Raw genomic sequence first — 16,818 nt, 5'->3', positions numbered from 1 at the left:
GCTATCGATAAAATCGATTATTTACGCCCTCGACTGGCCACGCGGACTTGCCCCTCCAGGTCGTCCCGCTCCCGGGCGTAAGCCAGGTAGTACTTGTTGACCGCGCTGACATAACTCACCACGCCCATGCCCAGTTGCTCGGCGGCAACGCGCTCCACCTGGAAGAACCATTGGTTGGGATTGAGCCCCCGCCGACGAGCCTCGGCGCGCAGGCTCTGGACCCGCTGCGGGCCCACGTTGTAGGCCGCCAGCACGAAGGCCATGCGCTCACGCTCGTTGAGCTGGGCGCTGTTGAAGAAGCCCTTGCGCAGCTTCGCCATGTAACGGGCCGAGGCCTGCACATTCTTGTCCAGCGCATGGATGTCACCCACCCCCACCGAGCGTGCCGCAGCCGGGGTGATCTGCATCAGCCCGGTCGCCCCGCTGGCGCCCCGCGCACCGGGGTTGAGGCTGGACTCCTTGTAGGCCACAGCAGCGAGGTTGAGCCAGTCCAGCGCGTGCTCGTCGGCGAAGCGCTGCAGCACCGGGCGGACCTTCTCAAGCCGCTGGCGGTCGGCCCGGGCCAGCGGGTAGCGCACCTTGTAGAGGCGCCGGTAGACGCGCTGGAAGGTGGCGTCCTGGTCTGCCGGCGTCTTGTAGGTCGCCAGAAAGCGGTCGATGCTGGCCCGCAGCATCGGCGCATCGCGGCGCACGTACCAGGTCATGTCGCGCTGGTTATCCAGCACCAGGTGGCGGTCGATGCGCAGCTTGGGCAGCACCTTGGCCCAGCGCTCGGCAATGGGCTGCTCCACCACCGTCATCGAATAGATGCCGGCCTGCACCATCTCCAGCACGTCTTCCACCGCCAGGCTGGGGTCCACCCACTCGATGGCGATGGGCGCCAGGTGGCGCTGGGCGAGCTGCCGGTTCACCTTGCGCACCGCCTCCGCCGCGCCGCTGCCGGCGGGCAGGGTCACCACCCGCCCGGCCAATTGCTCCAGGCGCTGGAAACGCCGGTCACCGGTGCGCGCCACCAGCACCAGCGGCACGTGCTCACGCACCGGCGCGCTGGCGCTGACGTCCGAGGTGGCACGGGGATCGAGGAGTTCACCGGGAGCGACCAGATCCCCCTCACCGCGCAGCAATGCGGCGGCGAGCTGGTCCTTGGGGCGGGGAATGATGCGCACTTCGAGCGGGCGCCCATCACGGTTGAGGAACTGTTCGAAGGCACGGATGCGGTGGTATTCGACGCCGATGGCCTGGCCCTTCACCTCGCCAGAGCTGTTGCGGCTCTGGTTGACCAGCACCTTGAGCACCCCGGTCCGGCGGATCTGCGCCAGGTCGCGGGCCTCGCTCGGCTGCTGCCAGTTCTCCGGCGGGCCGGCCAGGCGCGCCGCCGCCGGGAACGGCAGCAGGGCCAGCAGGCACACGAGCAGCGGCAGGATTCGCGTCATCTGATCTCCGGACCCGTACGGCCCGCACCATGCGAACCCGAGCGACTGAGAACGCCATGCCACAGGGGAGTTCCCTGGGCGCCAGCGAGGGGGCGCGGAGAGTGTCACAGCCCGCCGTGCATTGCCAGCCACCGGCGGTCACCCTGCCGACGAACCCGCATAACCCCACGTAAATATTGGCTTTTTCGACTGATCGGGCGCTTGCTATCCTGCCCCGCTCGCATCAGAGAGGTAGGAAAGATGCAACTCATCGACATCGGCGTCAATCTGACCCACCCGAGCTTCGCCCCCGAGTGCGAAGCCCTTCTGGAGCGCGCCATCGCCGCCGGCGTGGTGCAGATGGTGCTCACCGGCACCAGCGAGAAGGAAAGCGAAGCCGCTCTGGCACTGGCCCGCCGGCTCGATCCCGAGCGGCAACGGCTGTTCAGTACCGCCGGGGTCCACCCCCACGATGCCAGCCACTGGAACGCCGATACCGCTCGTCGCCTGAAGGCCTTGCTGAGCGAGCCGGACGTGCGCGCCGTGGGCGAATGCGGCCTGGACTTCAACCGCGACTTCTCCCCCCGCCCGCAGCAGGAGAAAGCCCTCGAAGAACAGCTGGCGCTGGCCGTGGAGCTGGGCAAGCCGGTGTTCCTCCACGAGCGCGAGGCGAGCGAACGCCTGCTGGCGATCCTCCGCCCCTTCCGCGACCAATTGCCCGCCGCCGTGGTGCACTGCTTCACCGGCGAGCAGCGCACGCTGTACGCCTACCTGGACCTCGACCTGCACATCGGCATCACCGGCTGGATATGCGATGAGCGCCGTGGCACCCACCTGCACCCGCTGGTGCGGGACATTCCCGCCGGTCGGTTGATGCTGGAAAGTGATGCGCCCTACCTAATGCCTCGCAGTTTGCGGCCGAAACCCAAGCATGGGCGCAATGAGCCGGCCTTCCTCACGGAAGTCCTGCGGGAGGTCGCGCTGCACCGGGGCGAGTCCCAGGAACAGCTCGCCTCACACAGCACGGCATGCGCTCGTCAGTTCTTTGGGCTGCCAGATATCGCCTAACCTCTTCGTGCGAAAGTGCGAATTGATAAGGATCAAGTTTCGCGTCAGAGTGCTGCGAAACAATGCTGGCACCTTGCCAACAGCCATACCGAGAAGAAGAACGATCCCATGGGCAAATGGATTCGCGACCTGTCACTGAAGTACAAGTTCTGGGCCGTCAACGCGGTGGCGTTCGCCACCACCCTGCTCCTGGTGCTGCATGCCATTTCCCTGGAGCAGGATGCCCGCCAGCAGGCTGCCCGCGAGGCGGCGCAATCCAGGGCGCAGTTGCTCAAGGCCTGGCCGAGCGGCCAGGCCCTGCCCGGTGGCGGAGACGTGGTGGTCTTCGCCAGCGGCAGCAGCCCCGATGTGCGCGGTGTCGATGGCTCGGCGCTGGCCCGTGCCAATGGCTGGGTCGACCTCCCCCATGACAACCTCTTCGGCAGCGACCCGGTCATCGGTGCCCACGTGCAGGACGCCGGCCAGGGCCAGCGCGTGGCCGTGCTGGCCCGAGGGCCGAGCTTCATCGAGGTGTTCGCTGATCGCACCCTCAACTACGCCGTCACCGTGTTCCTGCTGATGATCGTGCTGCTGGCGTCCTCGCAGCTGCTGATCCGCTTCCTGCTCAGCCACCTCAACACCCTCAAGGATGTGATGCTCCACGTGGAGAAGAGCGGCGACCTCTCCGCCCGCGTCCCGCTGGACAGCCGCGACGAAGTGGGCCAGATGGCCAGCGCCTTCAACGCCATGCAGTCGGGCTTCCAGCGCGTGGTGGGCACCGTCGCCCAGGTCACCGCCCGCCTCGACGAAGGTGCCGCCCGCCTCGCCGGCAGCATGGGCGAGGTCCGCCAGGGCATGCTCGGGCAGCAGAGCGAGACCGACCAGGCCGCCACCGCCATCAACGAGATGTCCGCCACCGTCCACCACATCGCCCAGCACGCCGCCGACACCCGCGACCAGTCGCGCACCGCCGACCAGTTGGCCGGCAATGGCCAGCAGGTGGTCAGCCGCGTGGGTGAGTCCATCGCCGGGCTGTCCAGCGGCGTGCAGCAGACCGCCGAGATGATCGGCCGCCTCGCCGAGGACAGCCAGAAGATCAGCAGCGTGGTCAGCGTCATCCACGGCATCGCCGAGCAGACCAACCTGCTGGCGCTCAACGCCGCCATCGAAGCCGCCCGCGCCGGGGAAATGGGCCGTGGCTTCGCCGTGGTGGCCGACGAGGTGCGCAACCTCGCCCGCCGTGTGCAGGACTCCACCGACGAGATCACCTCCATGATCAACGCCCTGCAGTCCGGCACCCGGGACGCCGTGGAGTTCATGCAGGAGAGCTCCTACAAGGCCGACAGCTGCGTGCAGCAGGCCCACGAAGCCGGCGAAGCCCTGGCCGCCATCGCCGGTGCCGTGGCGCAGATGCGTGAGAGCAACACCCAGATCGCCGTCGCCGCCGAGCAGCAGAGCCAGGTGGCCGAGGAAATGACCCGCGCCGTGGTGCGCATCCGCGACGTCACCGAACTCACCGTCGGCCAGACCGTCGGCTCCGCCGCCACCAGCAACGAGCTGGCCGAACTGGCCAGCGAGCTGTCCCGCGCCATCCGCCAGCTCAAGCTGTAGCCGCTTCTATCCCACCCATAGAGAAGACCCATTCGCCGGCCCCCTCGGGGCCGGCCTAGACTGCCCGCCAATCCCGGAGGATTCGCACATGGGCAAACGTCATCCCGATCTTCACCGCTGGCAGTGGCGCACCTACGCCAGGAACCACCGCAACCCCACCAACCTCGTGCTGCACCTGATCGCCGTGCCGCTGTTCGTCGTCTCGGTGCTGGTGATCCTCACCGGCCTGTTCGACCTGGCCTGGCTGCCCGTGGCGCTGGGGGTCATCGGCGTGCTGGCCTCCCTCGCCCTGCAAGGCCACGGCCACCGCCTGGAGCACGAAGCGCCGGAGCCCTTCGACGGCCGCCGCGATGCGGTGGGACGCATCCTGATGGAGCAGTTCGTGACCTTCCCGCGCTTCCTCTTCAGCGGCGGCTGGTGGCGCAACTGGCGGAACCGTTCCTGAACGGACATCAAAGCGCCATCACGTTTCGTCGGATTCCCTCAAGCCTGCCGGCATGCTGACGATATGCTGGCACCACGAGGCCCGAGGACAGTCGCATGCCGTTAAAGCGACGTTTTTTTGTCACCATTTTCCTGACGCTACTGGCCTGTTCCTGGGTCCGGGCAGATGAGGCCGCCTACCCGCTGGACCTGCCCGCCCTGAAGGTGCACAGCCCTGGGCAACCCGTCCGCACCTTCACCCTGCGCACCTTGCAGAGCATGCCCGCCACCACCGTCACGGCCCGTGGCCCGGCAGATGATCGCGTCTCCGAGTGGCGCGGCGTGCCCCTGGCCTACCTGCTGCGCCAGCTGCACGTGAGCCCACCGGCCAATGCCCAGCTGCGCATGCGCGCACTGAACGACTACTCGGTGATCATCCCGGCCAGCGACATCAACCGCTATTCCCCGGTCATCGCCTACCAGCGCGACGGCCAGCCGATGCCGGTGGAATCCCTCGGGCCACTGTTTCTCATGTACCCGTTCGACCAGCACCACGAACTGCGGACCCAGAAGTACTACAACCGCGCCATCTGGCAACTCAGCGAGATCTTCATCGAGTAAGCCATGCCCGAGCGCCTACCCGACAACGCCGCCTACATCGCCCGCCAGCGGATGGTCATGTTCGTCCTGCTGGCGCTGCTGGCCGGCATGGCCGTGGTGGTGGCCGGCTGCCTGTGGATGGTGATCCGCGAGGCCCGGCAACTGGGCCACCCGACCTCCCATGGCGAGCTGTGGCAGGCCTACCAGATCCGCAACGCCATGGGCCGCCTCGTCGAGGAGGCCCGCAGCCTGGAAAGCGGGGGCAGCAGCCCCTCGGCCTTCACCGTGCGCCTGGGCGTGCTGCGCAGCCTGACCCGCGACCTCTCCGACCACCCGATGTTCGCCCACCTGCCCCAGCCTCGCCCGGACGTCAACGGCACCCTGCGCCAGGTCGAGCAATTGAGCATCCGCTGGCAACAGCGCGCCAGCTGGGAGGACCGCGACACGGCCAGGCAACTCGCCGGCGAGGTGATCCATGAACTGCCACCCCTGCAGCTCGCCATGCACGAAGTGATGGTGGCCGCCAACATCTCCCTGGCCAACGAGCTGGACGGCGAGCGCCAGCACCTCTACCGCTACTTCCACAACCTGGCCTGGGCCCTCTGCGGCCTGCTCGGTGGCGGCTCGCTGCTGATGCTGCAACTGGTGCGCAACTACCGGCGCGAACGACGCCTGGCCGAGCGCCTGGGCGAGTTGAACCAGAGCCTGGAGGCGCGGGTGGACGCCCGCACCCGCGAGCTGCGCCAGGGCCGCGAGCTGCTGCGGGACATCCTCGAAGCCAGCCCCAGCGACGTGGCCCTCATCGGCACCCTTTCCGGCAAGGTCCACTTCGTCACCCAGCGCCTGCTGAGGCGCCACGCCTGGGCGCGGGCGCGCCGGGTCGCCCTCGAGCAGCTGTTCACCGACCCCGAGGAAGCCCAGCGGTTTCGCGCCACACTGGAATCCCGTGGCGAGCTGGATGACTGGGAAGCCCGCCTGGGCCGCCAGCAGCCCTACTGGGGCGTCATCTCCGGGCGCCTGGTGGAGGTGGACGGCGAGCCGGCCTACCTGGTCTGGAGCTACGACATCACCCCGCGCAAGCGGCTTGAGCAGGAGTTGCTGACCCTGGCCACTACCGACGCCCTCACCGGCCTGGGCAATCGCCGTGCCTTCATGCAGCGCGCCGGTGACCTGCTGCGCCAGCAGGACCGCTTCGGCCACCCCTGCTGCCTGCTGATGATGGACCTGGACCACTTCAAGGACGTCAACGACCAGCACGGCCACAGCGCCGGTGACGAAGCGCTGCGGGCGGCGGCGCGGGCGATGACCGCCACCCTGCGGGAAGTGGATGTGCTGGGTCGGCTGGGCGGCGAGGAGTTCGCCGCGCTGTTGCCGGAGGCCACCCTGGACGCGGCCCGGCAGGTGGCCGAACGCCTGCGTGGCGAGATCGAGGGCCAGTGCATGGAACTGCCCGACGGCCAGGCGCTGCACCTGACCGTCAGCCTGGGCCTGGCCCAGCTGCACCCCGGCGAAAGCCTGGAAAGCCTGCTGGGGCGTGCCGACAAGGCCCTCTACGCCGCCAAGCTCGCCGGTCGCAACCGCGTCGAGCTGGCGGTCTGACTCAGCCGAATACCGCCACCGTCTGCCGGCTCAGCGCCACCAGCTCGCCCGCCGGGGTCCAGAGCCGCGCGGAGATGTGGCCGTAGCCATCCCGGGCGTGGTCGATCTCGGCGCGGTACAGGCACCAGTCCAGGGTGCTCAGGGCCGGCGCCGGCTGCACGAATTCGATGGTCCAGGTCAGCGAACTGCCTGGCACCGGCGAGCGCAGATGCGGCAGCACCGCCGGCGGCCAGGCGTCCACCAGGGCCAGCAGCAGCGCCTCGTCCACCGGGGCTTCCTCCACCTCCCCACGCAGCCTCACCCAGCCGCCCATCTCACGGCTGGGGTTGTTGGTGAACGGCATGCCACCGATGCCCCAGCGCATCGCCAGGTAACGGGTGAACTCGGGGGTCACGCCGCGCAGGTAGGGCAGCTCCTGGCAGGCATCGGGGGCCTTGATCACGGGGGCCGGTTCGCCCTCCACGGCAATTGCCGAATCCCGCGCGGCGCCGAAGCTGCCCTGCACCACTGCCACGGTCTGCTCGCCCTGGCGCACCCGGCAGAACATCTGGCTCACCGCCTTGCCCTCGCGCAGCACCTCGGCCTCGAAACGGGCCGGCACTTCGGCCTCCATCGGGCCGACGAAGGTGATCGCCAGGGAACGCACCGGCCGGCCCGGTTGGGCCTTGTCGCGCATGGCGCCATAGGCCAGCGCCGCCACCAGGCCGCCGAAGCTCGCACGGCCCTGGGCCCAGCGAGCGGGCACGGTCACGTCCAGCGGGTCCTTCCGGACCGCCTGCATCAATTCGAAGAAGGTCATCGGGATCTCATCCACGGCTCTAGGATGGGGCGATGGTAGGGGAAGCCCCCGCCCCCCGGAAGCCGAACTTCAAGCGAGTCCCGACAACCCGGAGGGGATAAACGCCAGCGGCGGCACCTCAGCCCAGGCGCGCCTGCAACTTCTCCAGCACGCGGTCGGCCCGCAGCTCGGCGGCATGCAGGGCGGTGCTCCAGGCGCGGGTGCGCGGGGCCAGGTCCGGCTCGCGCTCGGCGGTGGCCAGCCACTGCAGGCGGTCGTGCCATTTGCCCAGGGCATCCTGGGCCCCCTTGAGCAGGCGCCGGGTACGCTCCGGCACCTCCACCACCCCGGGGTAGGCATCGGCGCCATAGCGCGCGCGCTTGATGAGCAGGCGCAGGGCGTGGCGGTCATGGGCCGGATCGGCCAGGGCCTGCTCCAGGCGGGCCCAGTCCTTCAGCAGGCGCTTGCGGATGCGCTTGCGCGGCTGCTCCAGCAAGCCTTCCCGGGCCGACAGGCGCAGCAGCTGCGGCCAGGCGTCGAGCACCTGGAACAGCCGCTCCAGCGCCGGAGCCTGGAGCACCTCGCGGCAGCCTTGGCGCAGGCGCAGGCGGCGGGGCTCGGCCAGGCGCTCGTGGTGGTGGCGGGCCAGCTCGGCGATCAGCACCTCCAGGTCGCGCAACGGCGTGGTGATCCGCCCCAGTTCCCGGGCCGCCTCGATCAGCACATCGGCCACCGGCAGCCCACGCAACGGCCGCAGCAGGCTGCGCAGGCGCCGCAGGTTGATGCGTAGGTCGTGCAGGGCCTCGTCGTCGGTGCTGGCCTCCAGGCGGGCACGGGCGGAGATGAGCTGGATTTCGAGTTTCAGGACCTGGGCGATCAGGTCGTCGAGCATGGCGGACATGGCAGGTGTTCCTTCGGCGGAGCGCCCCGGCGAGGCACGGGTCAGCGCTCCTGTCGAGTCAGGCGCCAAGGCAGGGCCCGGCGCAGGTTGTTCAGCGTGCGCCGCAGGTCGGCCGGCGCTTCAGGGGCGCCAGCATAGCGCAGCGCCTCATAGCGGCGGGCGAATTCCTCGATCAGCCGCGCCTGCTGCGGCAGGGCCTGGGCGGCACGGGCGGCGAAATCACGCGGGCCCTCGGCGGCACCGCGCACCAGCCCGTGGCGGGCCAGCACACGCTCGAAGGCCTGGTGCAGGCGCACCTGCGGGTCCCGCTCGCGGCGCCAGGGCTTGAACATCCACAGCGCCACCAGGGCCACCAGGAAGGCCGCCGTGCCCACCAGCAGGAGGGCGAAGGTGCGCGCGTCCAGCTGGCCGAACCAGCGTTGCAGCACCTGGGCCTGGGTCTCGCCCTGGTAGCCCAGCACCCAGCGCTGCCAACCGTAGTTCACCCGGTCCCAGGCCAGGCGCAGCTGGTTGATCCAGCCGATGTCGCGGTAACGCAGGGGGGAGAAGGGCGAGTCCTGCAGGAAGCTCTGCTCCTGGGCCACGGCCTGTTCCAGGCCGTTCTCGATGCGCTCCGGCGCCACCTGGAAGGTGGGATCGACACGGGTCCAGCCGGCGGCGGCCGTCCAGTATTCGACCCAGGCATGGGCATCGAACTGGTGCACCAGCACGTAGTTCCCGGCGGGGTTGATCTCACCCCCCTGGTAGCCGGCCACCACCCGCGCGGGAATGCCGGCGGCACGCAGGACGAAGGTCATGGCGCCGGCGTAGTGGGCGCAGAAGCCCCGTCGGCTGTCGAACAGGAAGGCATCCACCGTGTCCCGCTCGGCCAGCGGCGGGCGCAGGGTGTAGACGAAAGGCTCCTGGTTGAAATGCCGCAGCAGCGCCTGCACCAGGGCATCCGGCTCGGTGTAGCGGGCGCTCAACTGCTCGGCCCAGGCCCGCGCGCGCGGGTCGCCTTCGCGGGGCAGTTGCAGGTTGCGCCGGCGCACCGCGTCCGCCAGCTGCGGGTCGCGCACCGCCTGGGGCCAGGAGGTGACGCTGTAGAGCAGCGAGCGCTCCACCGGCAGGCGCCGCTGGAGGTGGAAGTCGACCATCTGGCGGGTGTCTTCGACGCGGGTCTCGGCCACGTCCAAGCCGAACAGCCAGGGCTTGCCGCTGGGCTCCATCACCACGCTGTAGTTGAGTGCGGGGCCCTGTTTCGCCCATTGCGCCGGTGCCTGCACCTGGCTCGCCGGGGACTGGGACCAGCGCCGACCGTCGAAGCGCTCCAGGGTGAGTGCCCGCCAGTAGAGCTCGCGCCGGGGTGGCGGGTCGCCCTCGAAGCTGGCGCGGAAGGCCAGCGCGCCGGACTGGCTCAGCTCGGCGATGTCGCCGGGCGCCATGTCATCGGAAAGCCCGGTCACGCCCTTGTCGCTGGGCAACGGCAAGGACCACAGCGGCCCCATGCGCGGGAAGAACAGGAACAGCACCAGCATCAGCGGCAGCGCCTGCAGCAACAGGGTGCCGGCCAGCTTCAGGGTGGCGGTCGGGCGCTGGGCGAAACCGCTCTGCTGCAGGCCGATCAGCGCCGCCAGCAAGGCCGTCACTGGCAGCAGGCTGTAGAGCCCGGCGAGCATGCCGTCGTCGAACAGGTACGCCACCACCACGGTGAAGAAGCCGAGGAAGATCAGCACCAGCGCATCACGCCGGGTGCGCATCTCCACCAGCTTGAGGATGAAGGCCGCCACCAGCAGCACCGCGCCGGCATCCAGGCCGATCAGGCTGCCCCGGGACAGCACCACGCCGGCAGCCGCCACCAGCATCATCAGGATCTTCGCCAGACCATTGGGGTAGCGCGCGCGCATGCGGAAGATCTGCACCCGCCAGGCCGCGCAGACCACCCAGAGGCCGATGATCCACACCGGCAGGTGCACCAGGTGCGGGACGATCACCAGCACCTGAGCCACCAGCAGCCAGGTCAGGGCGATGCGCGGGATCGGCTGTTCCGCACTCATGGCGCCACCCCGTAGAGCGCCAGGGCCCGCAGACAGGCGTCGCGGTGGGGCTCGCCGACATCGGCCGGCAGCTCCAGGCCACCCAGGCGCAGGCCGAAGGGCTGGCCGCGCTCGGTGAAGGTCAGCACCCAGTGGCAGAGCAGCGAAAGGCGGCTCTCCAGGTCGCCGTCCAGCCCGGCAAGGTCGAGCCACAGGTCCGCTCCGGAGAGGGCAGCGAAGTCCTTGATGAACAACCCCTGCCCCCGGGAATAAGCCTTCCAGTGCAGGCGCCGGCGGGAGTCCCCCGGCTGGTAGGGCCGCAGGCCCTGGAAGTCGTCGGCACCGCGCCCGTCCACGCGCACGCCCTCCTCCTCCGCATCGGCGCGCCCGCCGGCGGCCAGGGGCAGGTCACCGGGCAAGGGGCGCGGGTACACCAGCGCGGCCTGGTCGAGGTCGACCCAGCTCCAGGCCACCAGCAGGCCGAGGGGAAAGCGGCTCTCCACCCGCAGGCGACCGGGCCGCAGCCAGCCGCGCTGGAGCGCCGGCTGGCTCAGCTCGCAATCAGTGGCCCCGCTGGCCGGCACGTCCTGCAGTTGCAGCGGCTCGGGCGGCCAGCCCAGGGCGATGGCCTCGTGGGCATGGCGGCGGCTCTCCAGGCGCACCTTGAAGCGCGCCTGCTCGCCGACGAACACCGGCGGTGCGCCGGCCGCCCGCAGCACCAGCCCGGAGAGGTTCCGGTAGGTGTGGAGGATGGCGAGGATGAACACCGAGGCCAGCAGAAAGGTCAGCCCGTACGCCAGGCTGTTCTGGTAGTTGATGGCCGCCAGCAGCATCAGCACCAGGGCACCGCCGAAGGCCGCGCCGGTGCGGGTGGGAATGATGAAGATGCGCTTCTGGTCCAGGCGCAGTTCGTGGGCCGGGGGAATGCGCCGGGCCAGCCAGCGGTCCCAGCGCGGCCGCAGGATGCCGCCGGCCATCAGAGCGCCGGGACTTCGCGCAGCAGCCACTGCACCAGCGTGCCGCCGCCGTGGCCGGTGGGGTCGGCGCGCTCGCGCAGGCGGTGGCCGGCCACCGAGGGCAGCACGGCCTGCACGTCCTCGGGGATCACGTAGTCACGCCCTGCCAGCAGCGCCCAGGCCCGCGCCGCGCCCAGCAGCGCCAGGCTGCCCCGTGGCGAAAGGCCGAGGGCGAACTGCGGGTGGGTGCGGGTGGCCTCCACCAGGCGCAGCACGTAGTCCACCAGGGCATCGCTGGCGCGCACCCGGGGCACCTCGTCCTGCAGCGCGGCCAGGGCCGCGTGGTCCAGCACCGCCTCCAGCCGTGGCAGCAGGTCGCGACGGGCCTCGCCCAGCAGCAGCGCCTTCTCCGCCGCGCGGGCCGGGTAGCCGAGGGACAGCCGCATGAGGAAGCGGTCCAGCTGGGATTCCGGCAAGGCGAAGGTGCCGCCCTGGCTCACCGGGTTCTGGGTAGCGATGACGAAGAAGGGATCGGGCAGCGGCCGGGTGGCGCCCTCGATGGTCACCTGCCCCTCCTCCATAGCCTCCAGCAGGGCGCTCTGGCTCTTGGGGGTGGCGCGGTTGATCTCGTCGGCCAGCACCAGTTCGGCGAACACCGGGCCGGGGTGGAAGACGAACTGGCCGGTGTCCTTGTCGAACACCGAGGTGCCGAGGATGTCGCCGGGCAGCAGGTCGGACGTGAACTGGATGCGCTGGAAGCTGAGCCCCAGCACCTTGGCCAGGGTGTGGCTGAGAGTGGTCTTGCCCATGCCGGGCAGGTCTTCGATCAGCAGGTGCCCCCGCGCCAGCAGGCAGGTGAGGGCCAGGCGGACCTGCACCTCCTTGCCCAGCAGGACCTGGTTGATGGCGTCGAGGCAGGCATCCAGTCGGGTTCGCATATCAGGCTCCATGAACGATCGGCCGATGCTAGCCGCGCCCGGCGCGCTGGCAAAGCGACTTGCAAGATTTGCTCATGAAAGCCCGGGCCGACAGGCCGCGCGATCACGGAAACGTCGGCCCGGTCACAACCTGAAGTGCGCAGCCATCGCCTGCAGGTCCCGCCCCAGAGCGGCCAGGCGGGTGCTGGAGGTGGCGGTTTCCTCCATCGCCTCGGCGGACTGGTCGGCGATGTCGCGGATGCTGGTGACGCTGCGGTTGATCTCTTCGGCCACCGCCGTCTGCTGCTCGGCGGCGGCGGCGATCTGCTGGTTCATCTGGTGCAGGGTGGACACGGCCTCGGCAATGCCGTTGAGCGCCGCCTCGGTCTGGCCGGCATCCTCCACGGTCTTCTGCACCAGGCTCTCGCTCTGGTGCATGGTCTCCACCGAGCGGCGCACGCCTTCGCGCAGGGTGCCGATCAGCCGCTCGATCTCGGCGGTGGACTGCTGGGTACGCCGCGCCAGGGCCCGCACCTCGTCGGCCACCACGGCGAAGCCGCGGCCCTGCTCGCCGGCCCGCGCCGCCTCGATGGCCGCGTTGAGCGCCAGCAGGTTGGTCTGCTCGGCCACGCTCTTGATCACGTCCAGCACCGCGCCAATGCTCTGCGCCTCCTGGCTGAGCTGCTCGATGCTCTGGGTGGTGACCTCCATCGCCCTGGCCAACTGGTCGATGCGCCCCCGGCTCTGGCGCACCACCTCGTTGCCGCTGGCCACGCGGGTGTCGGCGCTGTGGGTGGAGGCCGCAGCGGCCTCGGCGTTGCGTGCCACTTCGTGCACGGTGGCGGTCATCTGGCTCATGGCGGTGGCGACCTGATCGGTCTCCTGCTTCTGCCCGTTGACCCCGACGCGGGTCTGCTCGGTGACGGCGGACAGCGCCTGGGCCGAATTGGAAATCTGCTGCACCCCGCCCTGCAGCTGGCCGACCATGTTCCGCAGGTTGGCCGACATGGCGCGCATGGCCTCCAGCAGCTGGCCCACCTCGTCGCTGCGGCCCACCTCGATGTCGCCGCTGAGGTCTCCGGCGGAGATCTGCTGCGCCACCTCGATCACCCGCTTGAGCGGCCGCACGATCAGCAACGCGATGAGCATCGCCGCCGCCAGGCCGATCAGCAGCGCCAGCGCGCTGCCGCCGATGATCAGCAGCGAGCTGCCACGCTGCTGGTTCTGCATGGCCTGCTCCTGGTGGTCACGTGCCTTGTCCACGGCCGCAACCATGGCCTCGGCCCCGGCGGTCAGGCCCTGGAACTCGCGCTTCTGCTGCTGCAGGTTCTCGGTGTACTCGCGCAGGCGTTCGTTGAAGGAGTCGATGTTGCCGATCACCTCGGTGAGGACGGCGGCGTAGCCCGGGTCCTGCATACGGTCGCGCAGCTCGCCGGCGAGCTTCTGGGCGTCCAGCGCTTCCTGGATCTGGGTATCGGCGGCCTCCCCGGTGCTGCGGCTCTGCTCCAGGCGCGTACGGGCCTGGTTCAGCGCCAACAGCAGGGACTGGTAGATGCGGCTGATCTCGCCGCCCTGCGCCACCATGTCCGCGCCTTCTGCCCCCTGGGAGCTTTTCAGCAGGTCGATGCCGTCCTCGTTGAGGCCCGACTGCAGCACATCGAGGCTGTTGGAGGCGCTGACCACCAGCCAGTTGGCCGCCTCCAGCGCCAGGCGCATGTTGTCGGAAAGCTCCACATAGCGGTCGAAGGCCGCGCGGTAGCCGCCCACCGCCCCGGCCACTTCGTCCAGGGCCTGGCGGCTGGCGGCATCCACCTCGCCCTTCAGGGCCTCGTTGTGTTCGAGCAGGGTCTGGGTCGCCTGGCGCAGGGCCTCGGCGCGCTTGGCATCGCCGGTCAGGGCGTAGTCCTTCTCCACCAGGCGCATGCGTTGCACCTCGCCGCCCAGGGCGTCCATGCGCTCCAGCAGCGCCGCCCCGGCCGCCACGTTGCGCAGCGCCAGGTAGCCGGTGGCCGCCACCACTGCCGTGAGCGCCAGCACCACGCCGAAGCCGAGTGCCAGCTTGGCCGCCGTGCCCAGGCTGGCGATACCCCGTTGGACAACCGATGCCATGCTGCTTCCCTCCATGCCGGTAACCGGGTCGACGCGCTCGCCACCCCGGACAACAGCGCGAACTTAGGAGCGCGCCCCTGCTGGCGACAAGCCATGACCGCGCCAATCCCACGCTAGCTGGTTTTTTTGGATATGCAGAGGTCGCTTTCAGACCATTCGGCGGCAGGTCGTCAAAGTCGCGGCGTCAGAAGCCGGTCGAGATCGCACAGGCGCGTGCGAAAGGCCCCGCAATGGTGCGGGGCCGGGCGGGTCAGGTGGGGCGCACCATGTTGAATATGTCGCGGGTGCGCACATAGGCGCTGCCGCCCAGGCGGCCTACCAGGTCCAGCGCCTGGGTATCGACGCGCCCCTGCTCGGTGAGCACCGCGTCATCGATATGGGCCAGCAGCACCTCGGCGAAGATCAGGTGGCAGTTGGGGTTGTCGCGAGGGAACGGCTGCGCCTCCAGCAGGCGGCACTCGAAGGCGACCGGCGCGCCCTTGACCCGGGGCGGCGCCACCCGCAGCGACGGCTCGTGCTCGATGCCGCAGCTCTCGAACTCGCTCACCGTGTACGCCAACGGTGCAGCGGTGGCGTTCATCGCCTCGGCGAAGGCGAACGGCACCAGGTGGATCACCAGCTCGCCGGTTTCCTGCACGTTGCGCAGGGTGTCCTTGAGGCTGCCGTCATCGCGGCTGCCGACGTTGACCATCAGCGTCGGCGGGTCGTCGCTGATCACCTGGAAGAAGCTGAACGGCGCCAGGTTGGCGACGCCACTGGCAGACAGGCTGGAGACCCAGGCGATGGGGCGCGGGGTCACGGTGGAGGCCAGCCAGCGGTAGGCCTCCAGGGGCGTGAGGGTGGAGAAGTCGAGTTGCATCAGGTGCTCCGGCAACGGCAAAGGCGAGGCCGGATTATGCCCCGCCCTCGCCTGCCCGACGCAACCGCCTCAGCGCTCTGCCACGCGCCTTACCAGCCAGGCGGCCAGGGCCGGCGCAAGGATGAAGCCGCTGAACAGCCAGATCGCCGCCGACCGCGCACCGGCCTCGCCGCCGGGTTCGATCAGGCCGGCCGCGTTGGCCACCAGCCCCGCCACCGCCGCGCCGATGGCCATGCCGTAGAGCTGCACGGTGGTGATGGCGGTGGACGCAGCGTCTTCCTCACCCTTGGGGGCCAGGGCCATCACCCGGGTGAGCAGGTGCGGCCAGCCCATGCCGACCCCCGCCCCGACCGCCGCCAGCGCCAACGCAGCGAGCAGCGTCCGCAACATGGCGTTCCAGTCACTGCCCAGGGGCAGCACCACCGCCAACGCCGCCAGGCCCGCCACGCAGAACAGCGGCCCCGTGCGCAGCAGGCCATTGGCCTGGCGCCCCTCGCGCCCCGAGGAGGTCAGCGAGCCGATGCTCCAGCCGGCTGCCATCGCCGCCGTCAGGTAGCCCGCCAGCAGCGGCGTCTGGCCGTGCAGCACCTGCAGGAAGTACGGCACGAAGATCTCGGTGGTGGTGCCCACCAGCAACAGCGCAACGCAGGCGTAGGCCGCCCCCAGGGGCGCGCCCAGGGATGCGCTGCCGCTGGGCAGCAGACGCACCCGCGCCTGGCGATCCACCCGCAGGGCCAGGGCCCCCAGCGCCAACCCCAGGACCACTCCGCCCCCCTGCCAGGCCAGGTGCCCGGCGCGACTGGCCGTGGCCACCGCCAGCACCGAGGCGGCAAGCAGGACGATCTGCAGCACCGGCACCCGGGGCGGTGCCCCAGTCCCACGCTCACGCGGGCCGAGCTGCAGCGTCACCAGCACAGCCTGGGCCGCCGCCACCGGCAGCAGTGACCAGAACGCCCAGCGCCAGTGCCCGGCCTCGGCGAACAGCCCGCCCACCGCCGGCCCGCACAGCGTCGCCACGCCCCACATGCCTGATACCAGCGCCACCGCGCGGGGCCACAACGGCGGTTCGAACACCACGCGGATCAGCGCATAACTCAGGGCCGCCAACAGCCCCCCGCCCAACCCCTGGACCGCACGGGCCGCCAGCATCCACGGCATCGACAGTGCCGTGGCGCAACCCATGGTGCCCAGGCTGAACAAGGCCAGCGCCGCCAGGCAGGCGCCTCGCGGCCCGCTGCCCGCCAGCACCCGCACCGACAGTGCCGCGCCGATGATGGACGCCACCACGAACAGGGTCGTGTTCCAGGCGTACCAGTCCAGCCCGCCGATCTCACGCACCACCGACGGCAGCACGGTGGTGACGATATGAACGTTGATCGCGTGCAGCGCCACGCTGCCGGTCAGTGCAACGGCCAGCAGGCCGTTGCGCCCGCTGAAAAGATCGCCCCAGGAAGCGGTGGAAGGGGTTCCCGGGGAAGAAGTGGCAGTCGTCATCAGGCGTCTCTCCATGGCCTTTATCCAAGTAACGACTTGGATATTAGAAATCGCCCGACAAATTAAACAAGAAATTTCTTTGATAAAGCAGATAGGC

The 16,818-nt window shown here is 69.9% G+C and carries 14 protein-coding genes; 5 read left to right on the top strand and 9 right to left on the bottom strand.

The genetic code is table 11. The annotated features are described in order from the left end of the window. Positions 1–17: 17 nt before the first annotated feature. On the bottom strand, positions 18–1,433 hold the full coding sequence (locus BM198_RS06650; RefSeq protein ID WP_074968742.1) for an MltF family protein: 1,416 nt from the start codon (positions 1,431–1,433) through the stop codon (positions 18–20). A 240-nt stretch (positions 1,434–1,673) separates the two neighbouring features. On the opposite strand from BM198_RS06650, the gene BM198_RS06645 reads away from it, so the two are divergent. From BM198_RS06645 to BM198_RS06625, 5 genes are all read left to right on the top strand, one after another. After that, the gene (locus BM198_RS06645; RefSeq protein WP_074968740.1) at positions 1,674–2,480 is read left to right on the top strand and encodes a TatD family hydrolase; all 807 of its coding nucleotides are present in this window, start codon (positions 1,674–1,676) and stop codon (positions 2,478–2,480) included. Positions 2,481–2,588: 108 nt separating this feature from the next. After that, on the top strand, positions 2,589–4,070 hold the full coding sequence (locus tag BM198_RS06640) for a methyl-accepting chemotaxis protein (protein WP_074968738.1): 1,482 nt from the start codon (positions 2,589–2,591) through the stop codon (positions 4,068–4,070). An 88-nt stretch (positions 4,071–4,158) separates the two neighbouring features. Further along, on the top strand, positions 4,159–4,515 hold the full coding sequence (locus tag BM198_RS06635) for an Mpo1-like protein (protein ID WP_074968736.1): 357 nt from the start codon (positions 4,159–4,161) through the stop codon (positions 4,513–4,515). 95 nt (positions 4,516–4,610) lie between these two features. Further along, positions 4,611–5,114 (top strand): putative pterin-binding protein, encoded by a 504-nt coding sequence (locus BM198_RS06630; RefSeq protein WP_083422344.1) that lies wholly within the window; start codon positions 4,611–4,613, stop codon positions 5,112–5,114. Positions 5,115–5,117: 3 nt separating this feature from the next. Further along, on the top strand, positions 5,118–6,692 hold the full coding sequence (locus BM198_RS06625; protein WP_074968734.1) for a GGDEF domain-containing protein: 1,575 nt from the start codon (positions 5,118–5,120) through the stop codon (positions 6,690–6,692). Position 6,693: 1 nt separating this feature from the next. Here BM198_RS06625 and BM198_RS06620 read toward each other — a convergent pair whose 3' ends face one another. The 8 genes from BM198_RS06620 to BM198_RS06585 form a co-directional block, all read right to left on the bottom strand. Then, positions 6,694–7,491, bottom strand: a complete 798-nt coding sequence (locus BM198_RS06620; RefSeq protein ID WP_044413817.1) for an acyl-CoA thioesterase — start codon at positions 7,489–7,491, stop codon at positions 6,694–6,696. A 118-nt stretch (positions 7,492–7,609) separates the two neighbouring features. Next, complete coding sequence (locus BM198_RS06615; protein ID WP_044413820.1) at positions 7,610–8,371, bottom strand: CHAD domain-containing protein; 762 nt, start codon at positions 8,369–8,371, stop codon at positions 7,610–7,612. Positions 8,372–8,412: 41 nt separating this feature from the next. Continuing rightward, positions 8,413–10,407 (bottom strand): transglutaminase TgpA family protein, encoded by a 1,995-nt coding sequence (locus tag BM198_RS06610; protein ID WP_074968732.1) that lies wholly within the window; start codon positions 10,405–10,407, stop codon positions 8,413–8,415. Continuing rightward, complete coding sequence (locus BM198_RS06605; protein WP_074968730.1) at positions 10,404–11,363, bottom strand: DUF58 domain-containing protein; 960 nt, start codon at positions 11,361–11,363, stop codon at positions 10,404–10,406. Before BM198_RS06605 ends, BM198_RS06610 begins: the two co-directional genes overlap by 4 nt. Then, positions 11,363–12,280 carry an AAA family ATPase gene (locus tag BM198_RS06600; RefSeq protein ID WP_044413830.1) on the bottom strand — a complete coding sequence of 306 codons (918 nt, stop codon included), beginning with the start codon at positions 12,278–12,280 and terminating at the stop codon, positions 11,363–11,365. Before BM198_RS06600 ends, BM198_RS06605 begins: the two co-directional genes overlap by 1 nt. A 123-nt stretch (positions 12,281–12,403) precedes the next feature. Then, on the bottom strand, positions 12,404–14,368 hold the full coding sequence (locus BM198_RS06595; protein WP_074968728.1) for a HAMP domain-containing methyl-accepting chemotaxis protein: 1,965 nt from the start codon (positions 14,366–14,368) through the stop codon (positions 12,404–12,406). 250 nt (positions 14,369–14,618) lie between these two features. Continuing rightward, positions 14,619–15,227 carry a flavin reductase family protein gene (locus tag BM198_RS06590; protein WP_044413836.1) on the bottom strand — a complete coding sequence of 203 codons (609 nt, stop codon included), beginning with the start codon at positions 15,225–15,227 and terminating at the stop codon, positions 14,619–14,621. Positions 15,228–15,296: 69 nt separating this feature from the next. Continuing rightward, positions 15,297–16,721, bottom strand: coding sequence for an MFS transporter (locus BM198_RS06585; RefSeq protein ID WP_074968726.1), 1,425 nt, complete (start codon positions 16,719–16,721; stop codon positions 15,297–15,299). Between the last annotated feature and the right edge of the window lie 97 nt (positions 16,722–16,818).

Source organism: Metapseudomonas otitidis (genome assembly GCF_900111835.1).
In the GTDB taxonomy this organism is placed as follows: Bacteria; Pseudomonadota; Gammaproteobacteria; order Pseudomonadales; family Pseudomonadaceae; genus Metapseudomonas; species Metapseudomonas otitidis.
The sequence above is the reverse complement of the archived record's forward strand: the minus strand, read 5'-3'. Positions and strand labels throughout refer to the sequence as shown.